Source organism: Pilosibacter sp. NGB245 (assembly GCF_057397225.1).
In genome coordinates this window covers 738,462-750,685 of record NZ_CM171584.1, presented here as the reverse complement: position 1 = coordinate 750,685, position 12,224 = coordinate 738,462, and the positions used below count along the sequence as shown (strand labels likewise).

General features: G+C 50.2%; 11 protein-coding genes. 5 read left to right on the top strand and 6 right to left on the bottom strand.

Annotated features, from left to right (window positions below):
- Positions 1–162 precede the first annotated feature (162 nt).
- Positions 163–1,572: a cell wall-binding protein gene (locus ACXMYH_RS03360; protein ID WP_405579547.1), complete on the bottom strand. Its 1,410-nt coding sequence runs from the start codon at positions 1,570–1,572 to the stop codon at positions 163–165.
- 389 nt (positions 1,573–1,961) lie between these two features.
- Here ACXMYH_RS03360 and ACXMYH_RS03355 point away from each other — a divergent pair, with 389 nt between their 5' ends.
- The 3 genes from ACXMYH_RS03355 to ACXMYH_RS03345 are packed head-to-tail and all read left to right on the top strand — an operon-like array spanning position 1,962 to position 5,660.
- Entirely contained in the window at positions 1,962–2,822 is an 861-nt protein-coding gene (locus ACXMYH_RS03355) for a class I SAM-dependent methyltransferase (RefSeq protein WP_486555532.1), read from the top strand.
- Between the two features lie 24 nt (positions 2,823–2,846).
- A complete protein-coding gene (trkA, locus tag ACXMYH_RS03350) occupies positions 2,847–4,205 on the top strand; it encodes a Trk system potassium transporter TrkA (RefSeq protein ID WP_021905211.1) in 1,359 nt (452 codons plus the stop codon).
- Between the two features lie 12 nt (positions 4,206–4,217).
- Entirely contained in the window at positions 4,218–5,660 is a 1,443-nt protein-coding gene (locus ACXMYH_RS03345; RefSeq protein WP_486555531.1) for a TrkH family potassium uptake protein, read from the top strand.
- A 198-nt stretch (positions 5,661–5,858) separates the two neighbouring features.
- Here ACXMYH_RS03345 and ACXMYH_RS03340 read toward each other — a convergent pair whose 3' ends face one another.
- The 5 genes from ACXMYH_RS03340 to ACXMYH_RS03320 all read right to left on the bottom strand — a co-directional run bounded on the left by ACXMYH_RS03340 (position 5,859) and on the right by ACXMYH_RS03320 (position 10,016).
- Positions 5,859–6,647, bottom strand: coding sequence for a ZIP family metal transporter (locus tag ACXMYH_RS03340; protein ID WP_215703506.1), 789 nt, complete (start codon positions 6,645–6,647; stop codon positions 5,859–5,861).
- A 178-nt stretch (positions 6,648–6,825) separates the two neighbouring features.
- A complete protein-coding gene (feoB, locus tag ACXMYH_RS03335) occupies positions 6,826–9,009 on the bottom strand; it encodes a ferrous iron transport protein B (RefSeq protein WP_215703505.1) in 2,184 nt (727 codons plus the stop codon).
- A gap of 115 nt (positions 9,010–9,124) precedes the next feature.
- Entirely contained in the window at positions 9,125–9,349 is a 225-nt protein-coding gene (locus ACXMYH_RS03330) for a FeoA family protein (protein WP_015552719.1), read from the bottom strand.
- 246 nt (positions 9,350–9,595) lie between these two features.
- A complete protein-coding gene (locus tag ACXMYH_RS03325) occupies positions 9,596–9,811 on the bottom strand; it encodes a FeoA family protein (RefSeq protein ID WP_117470097.1) in 216 nt (71 codons plus the stop codon).
- 28 nt (positions 9,812–9,839) lie between these two features.
- Positions 9,840–10,016: a FeoB-associated Cys-rich membrane protein gene (locus ACXMYH_RS03320; protein WP_015552721.1), complete on the bottom strand. Its 177-nt coding sequence runs from the start codon at positions 10,014–10,016 to the stop codon at positions 9,840–9,842.
- Between the two features lie 382 nt (positions 10,017–10,398).
- Between ACXMYH_RS03320 and ACXMYH_RS03315 the strand changes: the two genes are divergently transcribed.
- Entirely contained in the window at positions 10,399–11,601 is a 1,203-nt protein-coding gene (locus ACXMYH_RS03315; protein WP_486555530.1) for an FprA family A-type flavoprotein, read from the top strand.
- A gap of 15 nt (positions 11,602–11,616) precedes the next feature.
- Entirely contained in the window at positions 11,617–12,123 is a 507-nt protein-coding gene (gene bilS / locus ACXMYH_RS03310; RefSeq protein ID WP_182426591.1) for a flavodoxin family protein BilS, read from the top strand.
- Positions 12,124–12,224: the final 101 nt, after the last annotated feature.

The window sequence follows — 12,224 nt, the reverse complement described above, 5'->3', positions numbered from 1 at the left end:
TATCGTCAAGTCTCTGTCGCCAGAATATCATTAGAAAACAAGGCGTGTCAATCGGTTCGACACAAGATGTCAAAATTCTGCACGAAATGCAAAAGAAAAGACCAGGAACATCTCTGCCCCTGGTCCTTCAAAAAATCCTTTATCATTTATCCTGGATCCATATCAGTCATTCTCAAATACCGGCTCAGTCGGCTCACCGTAATCTTCCGTGGAGCTTGCTGCCTCGTCATTGATATGCGTCAGAATCCCGCTGGAATTCACTTTATATTTGTTTCCATCGCGGTCCTTTACCGTCGTATTCTTGGAGATACGTCCGGAGCTGTTTACCACATACGTCTGATAACTGCCGTTTCCATTCGGAATGCTGATCAGCGCATAGCGGCTGGAGCTGTCTGCCTGCTGAAGTTTTCCCATATAATAAAGGTATCCGTTCTTCACGCCGTTTGTTCCGCGGCCTGCATAGGTCCCTTCATTGAAATAAAACGTGGTCTTATTTCCATCGCCTTCCTCGACGGTCATTTTTCCTTTTACTGAGGTTCTGGATGACTTATCAAAGTAGTAGGACGTATATTCGCTGGTCGATCCGATCCGTACCTTCTTTAATCCTTTGACCGGATTTCCTTTCTGGTCGAAGAGATACGTCTTTCCATTGATGCGGACAAAATCGCTCGTGGACGCTTTTCCGTCTTCCGGTCCGGTCTTTGGCTCACCGTTTTTATCAAAATAATACCATACCACCGGCTCATCCACATTGTCCTGAAGCTGTTCCGGCGGGTTTAAGGAAAGCCAGCCTGAGATCGCCGCGCCGACTGTAGCGTTCTGGATCCCGCTCTCCGCGAAATATCTCCAATCCGCAATCGAACTCTTACTTGAATTTTCCGGATCACCTTCTAAATACACCCAGCCGGTGCGCATCCGTCCGTCTGCGTCAAAGCAATAGTATTTTCCATCGATCTTTGTTACCTTATACTCTCCGCCGTCATCGCTGGTCGACGGGCTCTGCTTCTTTCCGCTTGCGGAAAAATAGAACCAGTACTTTCCATCATCGCTTTCCGTTCCGTAAAGGCTGCTGTCCTCATCCTTCGGCTCCAGATATCTCCATCCTGTCACCATCGCTCCGCTGGAGCTTAAATAGTAATCCCCATCTTCGGTCCAGCCGGTCTGCATGATTCCGTCAGCGTCAAAGTAATAACTTTTTCCATCGATCTTCTTCCAGGTGTCCTTTGTGACTTTTCCGCTGGAACCGAAGTAGAACCAGTAGGTCTGACTGTCTCTGCTGTACGGGGACGCGATCTGCATCCACTTATTCGCCACCATGATTCCGTTAGCATCCACATAGTAATCGTTGTCGGCCCAGCTGTTGACCGCCATTTCACCGCTGTTGTTTAAATATCTCCAGAGATTGTCCGCGCCCTTTTTCCACTCATTCGTCACGCGGTTTCCGTTTTTATCAAGATACGTCCATATATTATTGGAAAGCGCCCAGCCTTCCGCTGCGTAGGCGTTCATCGTCAGACATCCGAAAGTCAGGACCGCCGCTGCTGCCAGTATTCTTAACCCTTTTTTCTTCACTCGCTCCGTCTCCTTCCTGTACCCCAAAAGGCGCATAACTATCGCCAACATCCATTCCGGATCAGCTCCGCCGATGGGATTTCTGCCTTCCGGCCGTATTTTTCATTTCGCAATACATCTGATTTTATTTTACCAGTAACTCCCTGATTATTCAACAGAAAATACCTGTCAATTCTCTTAAGTCCCCACCACAGTTCTGCCGCATTCCCGCCACAGAAAGACACATTTTCCGTTCATGTTCCCCATATTTCCGCCAACATCCCGCATTCCATCCCCACTCCTATTTGACAGTATCCCCCGAATCTATTATACTGGTATATCATAGGCATTTTATGCCCCTGATCCGTTTTTACGCAAAAAAAGTCTAAAGAAAGAGATGGAATACAATTATGTGGATAGCAGATGGATGGAAGGACTATGAAGTCATCGACTGTTCCGGCGGTGAAAAGCTGGAGCGTTGGGGAAAATATATTCTGGTCCGTCCGGATCCCCAGGTTATCTGGGATACCGATAAAAAGGCACCACAGTGGAGAAAGATGAACGGCCACTACCACAGAAGCTCAAAAGGCGGCGGCGAGTGGGAATTCTTCAGTCTCCCGGAGCAGTGGAGCATCAACTACAAAGGCCTGACCTTCCAGTTAAAGCCCTTCAGCTTTAAGCACACCGGTCTTTTCCCGGAACAGGCGGCAAACTGGGACTGGTTTGGCGAAAAGATCAAAAACGCGGGACGCCCGGTCAAGGTCTTAAACCTCTTCGCCTACACCGGCGGAGCAACGCTGGCAGCCGCGAAAGCCGGAGCTTCCGTGACCCATGTTGACGCCTCCAAGGGCATGGTCGCCTGGGCAAAGGAGAACGCGAAGTCCAGCGGCCTTGAGGACGCGCCGATCCGCTGGATCGTAGATGACTGCGTAAAATTTGTAGAGCGTGAGATCCGCCGTGGAAACCACTACGACGCGATCATCATGGACCCGCCCTCCTACGGAAGAGGCCCGAAGGGCGAGATCTGGAAGATCGAGGACGCGATCTACCCGTTAGTAAAGCTGTGTGCAAAGCTCCTCTCCGACAAGCCGTTATTCTACCTGATCAACTCCTACACAACCGGACTTGCTCCGGCCGTGCTGACTTATATGCTCGGAACAGCCGTTGTCCCGCAGTTCGGCGGAACTGTAAGATCCGATGAGATCGGACTTCCGGTTACAAGTTCCAAACTCGTACTCCCGTGCGGCGCTTCCGGACGCTGGGAAGCATAATTAACTGAAAGGATCGGTAAACATATGAAGATCATCATTGTCGGCTGCGGAAAAGTCGGCGTGAGCCTTGCGGAGCGCTTAAGCGCCGAGGGCCACGATCTCGTTATGGTCGATATGAATCCGCAGAAAGTGGAACATCTTTCCAACCAGTTTGACGCCCTGGGAATCGTTGGAAACGGCGCCAGCTTCAATATCCAGCAGGAGGCCGGAGTGGAAAGCGCGGACCTCTTTATCGCTGTCACCGGCGAGGACGAACTAAACCTCCTCTGCTGCCTGATGGCGAAGAAGACCGGACACTGTGACACCATTGCCCGCGTAAGAAACCCGCTCTATAATAAGGAGATCCGCTTCATTCAGGAAAAGCTCGGACTCTCCATGATCATCAACCCGGAGCTGACGGCGGCCAGAGAGATCTTAAAGCTCTTAAAATTCCCGTCCGCCATCAAGATCGACACCTTCGCAAAGGGACGTGTCGAGCTTCTCCGTTTCCGCTTAAAACCTGAGATCGGGTTCGGCGGAAAAACTATCATGGATATCATGAGACAGTTAAAATGCGATGTCCTGATCTGTGCCGTTGAGCGCGGATCCGAGGTCGTGATCCCGAACGGAAGCTTTGTCCTTCAGGATACGGATATCCTCTCTATCGTGGGATCTCTTGAAAATACGGCTCAGTTTTTTGAAAAGATCGGTCTCCGCTCAAAATCCGTAAAAAATTCCCTGATCATCGGCGGCGGCACCATCGCCCACTATCTGGCCCAGGACCTCTTAAAGATCGGGTTCCGTGTCCGGATCATCGAGCAGCGAAAAGAGCGCTGTGATTACTTAAGCGAAGTGATTCCCGGCGCTGACATCATAAACGGGGACGGAAGTGATCGGGATCTTCTTCTGGAAGAAGGCCTGACCTACGCTGATTCCCTTGTGGCCCTCACCGGACTTGACGAGGAGAATATCTTCCTCGCCCTCTACGGAAAGCTCCACTCCAACGCAAAGCTCATCGCAAAGGTCAATAAGATCGCCTTCGATGACGTGATCGACAGCTTCGGTATCGACAGCATCATCTACCCGAAGTACCTGACGGCAGATTATATCCTACAGTACGTCCGTGCCCGCCAGAACACCATCGGCTGCAACGTGGAAACACTGTATAAGATCCTGGACGGCCGTGCCGAAGCACTGGAGTTCTCCATCAAAGAGGATTCCGCTGTCACGAATGTGCCGCTTATGGACTTAAACTTAAAGGACAACCTTCTGATCTGCTGCATCAACCGAAATGGTCAGATCCTTACCCCCCGCGGTCAGAATATAATCAAGGTCGGGGATACCGTGATTCTCGTGACCACAAACCGCGGTCTCGGTGATATCCGGGATATCTTAAAATCATAAAGGAGCGATTCCATGAATTATTCGATGATCTTTTATATTATCGGCTGGATTCTGGACGTGGAGGCGGCGCTTCTTGTGCCATCCCTGGCAGTCTCCCTGATCTACCATGAAAGCTGCGCACTGGCATTCTTCATCACGATCGTCCTCTGCCTGATTCCGGGTGTGATCCTTGTCCGCAAGCAGCCGAAAAACAAGGTATTCTACGCAAGGGAAGGTTCCGTGACGGTTGCCTTAAGCTGGATCGTCATGAGTATCATGGGTTCCATCCCGTTCCTCTTAAGCGGATCCATCACAAATCCGGTGGATGCCCTGTTTGAGACTGTGTCCGGATTTACGACGACCGGTGCCAGTATTCTTCCCGCCGTGGAACCACTTCAGCACGGCATCCTGTTCTGGAGGAGCTTTACACACTGGATCGGCGGTATGGGAGTTCTCGTGTTCCTTCTCTGCCTGCTTCCGCTTACCGGAAGCGGCTATCATATGAACCTCATGAAAGCAGAGAGCCCGGGCCCCTCTGTCACAAAGCTGGTCCCGAAGGTGCAGTCCACCGCAAAGATCCTCTATGGGCTCTATCTGTTCCTGACGGTTATGGAGTTTGTTCTCCTGCTTGTGGGACAGATGCCGGTGTTTGATTCCCTGTGTACCGTTTTCGGCACCGCGGGAACCGGAGGTTTCGGTATCAAGAATGACAGCTTCGGAAGCTATTCCACCTACCTGCAGGGCGTAGTTACCGTGTTTATGATCCTTTTTGGCATCAACTTTAACGTGTACTTCCTCTTCTATATGAAAAAGCCGAAGGAAGCACTGCGCTGCGAGGAGGCGCGATGGTACCTCGGGATCATTGCCGCGTCGATCCTTGTCATCACGTTTTTCGTCCGGGATTTCTTCGACAGCCTGTTCCTCGCGTTCCACCATGTTGCGTTTCAGGTTGCTTCCATCATCACGACCACCGGCTTCGCCACCGTGGATTTTAACCTCTGGCCAACGATCCCGAAAACGATCCTGGTGCTCTTAATGTTTATCGGTGCCTGCGCGGGAAGTACCGGCGGCGGCATTAAGGTGTCCCGTGTCGTGCTGTTATTCCGGTCCCTGACAAAAGAGCTCTCCCAGAGTCTCCATCCGAATCAGGTCCGCAAGATCCATTTTGAGGGACGCGCGGTGGAGCATGTGGTTCTCCGCTCCGTAAATGTCTTCATTGCGGCATACATCCTGATCTTCGCGATCTCCGTGCTGCTCATCGGCATCGACAACTACGATCTTGTGACAAACTTTACCGCTGTCGCGGCTACCTTAAACAACATCGGACCGGGATTGGAACTTGTAGGCCCGGCCCAGAACTTCGGGCTCTTCTCCAACTTCTCCAAGCTGGTTCTGACCTTTGATATGCTTGCCGGACGTCTGGAGCTCTTCCCGCTGCTGCTGCTTTTCTATCGTGGTACCTGGAAGAGATTCTAATTAAGCACACATTCCCGATAATAGATGTAATTTTGACAATTTGACTGATCCGTGTTGAAAAATCTGATTGCCGGAAATAAAAAGTGGATATCCCAGAGTCACATCATGGACTCTGGATATCCACTTTTCTTTTTGTTTTTCTGTCTTTTTTCCACCGAACAGCGGGCAGACAGATGACACTCAATCGTCCATATTGTATCATCCAAGTGCCACGTCAAGCATCATCATCAATGCAAACCCGACCGCAAACCCGATGGTTCCGATATTCGAGTGCTCTCCCTCCGCAGTCTCCGGGATCAGCTCCTCCACGACCACGTACATCATGGCACCTGCAGCGAAGGCGAGAAGATACGGCAGGACCGGAGCGAGGACCCTGTACATCAAAACGGTGAGGATTGCCGCCACAGGCTCTACAACACCGGAAAGCGTTCCATACAAGAATGCCCGGTTGCTGCTCATTCCCTCACCCTTGAGCGGCAGGGAAATGATCGCGCCCTCCGGGAAGTTCTGGATCGCGATCCCGACGGACAGGGCAAACGCACCGGCTAAGGTGATCCCGCTGTTTGCCGTAAGAAGTCCCGCGAACATGACACCAACCGCCATTCCTTCCGGAATATTATGAAGGGTCACCGCAAGGACAAGCATCGTATTTTTTTTTAACGTGCAGGACGGACCTTCCGGTTCATCGCACCCGATGTGAAGATGAGGCACATGCCCGTCAAGGAACAGCAGGAACAGGATGCCGCAGAAGAATCCGGTCACCGCAGGCAGAAACGCCAGACGTCCCAGATCCGCGGAAAGATTCATGGACGGGATCAGAAGTGACCACACGGATGCCGCCACCATGACACCGGCCGCAAAGCCCAGAAGACCTTTTTCCACATTCTGACGGATTCCCTTCTTCATAAAATATACGCACGCAGCTCCAAGTGTCGTCCCCGCAAACGGGATCATGATCCCAAGAATAATATTTCCGATATTTTCCATCGTTTTTTGTCTCCTTTGATCCGCGAAGGTCGTCCGGGCCCCGGCACGGCTCTCGCAATCTTCCTTCTATAAGCTATGCGGTTTCCAACCGAAAAGATCCAGGCCACGAAGCGACGTCCGCCTCTGACCTGGATCTTTTATAGAGTTTCTATGGAATAATGAAGTAATACTGCTAAAATTAAGCTGCTACAGAACGGCGGGATGCCTTCTTCTGGTTCTTATATGGATCCGGACGGAACAGCATATAGAGGAATCCGAGAAGAACAACAACAGCTGCTGCTGTGCCGATTCCGAAGGAACCGCCTTCCATAAGAAGTCCGAACTGGTAGAACATCAGTGCTACACAGTAAGCGAATACGTTCTGGAAGATGATTGCAAACCAGAACCACTTTCTGGACTGCATCTGCTGGGCCATTGTGGAAATAGCCGCCAGACACGGGGAGTTTAACAGGTTGAATACAAGGAAGGAGAAGGCTGCTGCCATTGTCGGGAACCAGTCTCTGATCGCGGCTGCGACAACGTCTGTCTCCTCGGAGAGATCCTCGCTGACATTTGCAAGGACACCCATTGTGGAAACGATACCCTCTTTTGCGGAGAATCCGGAGATCGCCGCTGCAACGCACTGCCATTTGCCCCATCCGAGAGGAGTGAAGATCCATGCAAGAGCGCTTCCGAGGATTGCCATGAGGCAGTTCTCTGTATCTTCTACCATACCGAAGGAACCATTCTCGAAACCGAAGGTGGAGAGGATCCACATGATCACGCAGGCAAGGAACAGGATCGTTCCGGCTTTCTTAATGAAGCCCCACAGACGCTCCCAGGTGTGCATAAGAACGGTCTTAGCAGACGGGATGTGGTATGCCGGTAACTCCATAACGAACGGAGCTGCCTCGCCGGAGAACGGTTTTGTCTTCTTTAACATGATCGCTGCTACAAGAACGCAGACGATACCTAACGCATACATTAAGAATGCTGTATTTCCCGCATCGGAGTAATCTCCGGATGTCCAGCCGACCATGATGCCGCCTAAAAGAGCGATAACCGGAAGCTTCGCACCGCACGGAATAAATGTGGCTGTCATAATGGTAAGACGTCTGTCGTTATCGTTTTCAATGGTCTTGGAGGCCATGATACCCGGGATACCGCAGCCGGATGCGATAAGGAGCGGAATGAAGCTCTTACCGGAAAGTCCGAAGTGACGGAACACACGGTCCATGACGAATGCGATACGTACCATGTATCCGCAGTCCTCAAGGATGGAAAGCATTAAGAATAAGAGTGCCATCTGCGGCAGGAATCCGAATACAGCGAAGAGTCCGCCGAGGATACCGTCTACAACAAGGCTCTGGATGAAGTCGCTTGCACCTGCCGCTGCGAGTGCTGCGCCTGCCCATTCCTGAATGCCGCCGCCGAATGTATCATTTGCCCAGTCTGTACCCATGGTACCAAGTGTACTTACGCAGATGTAGTAAACGAACCACATTACTGCCGCGAAGATCGGGATACCTAAGATACGGTTTGTAACGATCTTATCGATCTTATCGGAGGTGGAGAGCTTCTTGCCGGATTTCTTAACGGCCTTATCGATCACGCTTCCGATGTATGTATAACGCTCGTCTGTGATGATGCTCTCTGTATCGTCATCAGTCTCTTTCTCAAGACGGGTAACCTCCGTGTTGACCGCTGCCATAGCGGATGCCGGAAGATGTAACTGCTCGATGACCTTGCTGTCCTTCTCAAGAAGCTTGATCGCGAACCATCTCTTCTGGTCTGCGTCCACAGCGTCACCGACAGCCTCCTCAACCTTCTCAATCGCGTTTTCTACGCTTCCGGAGAAGATGCCGGCCGGGTTCTTCCACTCGTTCTTCTTCGCTGCCTCGATCGCTTTCTCGACAACTTCCTTAAGGCCTGTGCCCTTTAACGCGGAAGTCTCAACAACTTCACAGCCGAAGATCTCGGAAAGCTTCTTCACATCGATCTTATCCCCGCTCTTTGCAAGCAGATCAGCCATGTTTAACGCGATTACAACCGGAATACCGATCTCGAGGATCTGAGTCGTCAAATATAAGTTTCTCTCAATGTTTGTTGCGTCTACCAGATTGATGATCGCCTGCGGTTTCTCGTGAACGAGATAATCACGGCTTACAACTTCCTCCAGTGTGTACGGGGAAAGGGAGTAAACACCCGGAAGGTCTGTGATGATGATCTCTTCACCGCTCTTTGAAGATTTTAATTTACCTTCTTTTTTCTCTACTGTTACACCCGGCCAGTTTCCGACGTACTGGTTCGCGCCTGTGAGGGCATTGAACATGGTCGTCTTACCACAGTTCGGGTTGCCGGCTAATGCGATTTTAATAGCCATTTTTCATCCTCCTATTTTCCTGCACTTGTGTTGTCACTGTCCACACTCCGCGGGGACAGCAACCGTGTTTTGCCAATGTTTTGCATACACATCAGGTAAAACATTTATCCCGTCATCAGACTGTAACGACTTCGACACTTTCCGCATCGTCTCTTCTCAAAGACAGTTCATATCCACGGACCGTGATCTCGACCGGATCACCGAGCGGCGCTACTTTACGAACGTAGATCTCGCTGTTTTTGGTAATGCCCATGTCCATGATTCTGCGGCGGAATGCGCCCTCTCCGTTGATCTTTACAACTTTAACCGTTGTATGTACCGGAACTTCACGTAATGTCATGTCTTCTCCTTTCTATCCTTGTGAACCACTCCTGCGGTCCGGATCCATTCCCCCTGCCTTTTGTGAAATTTTTCCAAAAGTTTCCGATTAGTTGTTGCTAATTAGTGCATGCTAACCTATGGGGAAAAAGCAAAGTGGGAAAACTCCCACTTGAACTTTCATCATCCATAACTGCCCATTCTTCCCAGTCTGCACTTCCCTGCGGGATAATGCAAACTGCTGAACAGTTACCATCTTTTTTCACAGCTACTGCACCATAACGTGCTTTGCCATCTCCTTGTTGATCGCAACTCTGGAATCCTTGATGTTTACGATCAGATTTCCGTTGAGTTCAGAGATCACTGTCACTGCTGCGCCATCCACGAAGCCAAGATTCGCGAGGAATCTCTTTGTATCCTCCGCTCCGCCGACACGCTGGATCATGCCGGTCTCACCGGCACGTAAAAATGTCATTGGCATCATGTTTCCTCCTCTTTACACTCCCATCCGCTCAGGCTTTATGAGCTTTCGGAGCTGTATCGTAATGGACACTGCCGCATCCGCTGCAACCGGAGCAGGAACCGCAGCAGCCTCCGCAGGAACCGCTCTTCTTCTGTTTTCGGATGCTCTTTATCACACCGATCACGGCCATGGCAACCAGCAACAAAACAATTACATCTGTAAGCATTTCCATCACCTCTCACCAAACCATTTATGGGAACAGTTGTATTGATAACGAATATCAATTTCAAGTGAATTATATGACTTCATATCCCGCTTGTCAACTGGTATTTAATAATTTTTTAAGATTTTACAGGATGGTTTTACTTGCTTTCCGACGACTTTCCATTTAAAATGATAATATATCTGCGCCAATATTTCTGTCTTGTCTGAATTTATTTCTATAATTCCAAAATTCATCAACAATATAGATATATAGGTCCAGATGATTTTATTTTTCGACCTTTTGTGACTCTTTCAGAAGCCAGTACCTTTCCGGTATTTCACCGTTCCCGTTCTGGCAGATTCCGAAAACGCCACAGCAATATTATTATCAGGAGGTTTCTAACATGAATAACATAAGAAAGCTTACAGATTCCCTCTTCTGGGTCGGCGTCAATGACCGCCGCATTGCTCTCTTTGAAAATGTTTATCCGGTTCCTACAGGAATGTCCTATAACTCTTACGTTCTTCTGGACGAGAAGACAGCACTCTTCGATACCGTGGACGCGTCCTTCACCCATGATTTTCTCGAAAATGTGACCGCTGCCTTAAAGGGCCGCACTCTGGACTATCTCATCGTAAACCACATGGAGCCGGATCACTGCGCATCCATCGCCGATGTGATCGCCGCTTACCCGGAGGCAAAGATCGTATGCACCGCAAAGGCTGTGGGAATGATGAAACAGTTCTTTGATTTTGATGTGGACAGCCGCGCGATTCCGGTAAAAGAGGGCGATACCATCTCTCTCGGCTCCCATGAGCTTACCTTCGTGATGGCTCCGATGGTACACTGGCCGGAGGTTATGGTTACCTATGAAAAGACAGAAAAGATCCTGTTCTCCGCTGATGCCTTCGGTTCCTTCGGCGCTGTCGACGGAAATATCTTTGCTGATGAGATCGACGATAAGGGTGCCTGGCTCTCTGAGGCGAGACGCTACTATACAAATATCGTTGGAAAATTCGGCATGTCCGTACAGGGTCTCTTAAAGAAGGCTGCCGGACTCGAGATCCGGATGATCTGCCCGCTCCACAGCGTGATCTGGAGAGAAGATCTCCCATGGCTCATCGATAAATACCTCAAATGGAGCTCCTATACGCCGGAAGAGAAATCTGTAACGATCGCCTACGGCTCTGTTTACGGCCATACGGAAAAGGCTGCCGATATCCTTGCCGGAAAGCTTGCTGACCGCGGCATCCGCCATATTTCCGTCTTTGACGTCTCCAAGACCCATCCTTCCTACATCATTGCAGACGCGTTCCGTACCTCCGCAATGGTCTTTGCATCTATCACCTACAATGGCGGTATCTTCTGCAATATGGATACGCTTCTCCACCAGCTTGCAGCCCACGGTCTTACAAACCGTACCGCGGCCCTGATCCAGAACGGAACCTGGGCGGCAACCACCTCAAAGCAGATGGGTGAAATCCTCGGTACAATGAAAAATATCCATGTGCTCGAGGCAGATGTAACCATTAAATCAGCCCTGAAAAATGATCAGGAAGCTGAGCTTGACGCACTTGCAGACGCAATTGCCGCATCATTACAGTAAATGGAGGAAATGCCAATGAAATATGCCATCGTTTATTCCAGTAAAACCGGAAATACTGCAGCACTCGCAGATCGTCTCCATGATATCCTTCCGCATGAGCACTGTGTTTATTTCGGTGATACGTCCCATTACTCCCCAGAGCTTGGCGCGGACCTTATCTTCGCCGGTTTCTGGACCGATAAAGGAAGCTGTGATGACAGGACACGGATCTTCTTAAAAAACCTTCAGAATACAAAGATCGCTCTTTTCGGCACAGCCGGATATGCCGCTCCTGATTACATCCACTCGATCTTAAAGCAGGCCGAGGCAAATATTCCCGTAAACAACACTGTTCTTACAGGCTTCGTCTGCCAGGGGAAAATGCAGCCGGCAGTCGCCGATAAATTTGCCGCAATGCTCGAAAAGGACCCGGAGGACGCAAAGGCAAAGCTTCTTCGCGACACATACAATGAAGGCCTCTCCCATCCGAACGAAGAGGACTTCGCAAACTTTAAGAAATGGGCAGAAGGCTTTATCCACTAATTGATCGTCATATAAAACACACTGTATGGATCCAGCATGGCAGTCAAATTCAAGTCGAACGTCCGTGAGACTTTGCGCGTGATTCTGGTCAGCGAAGCTGA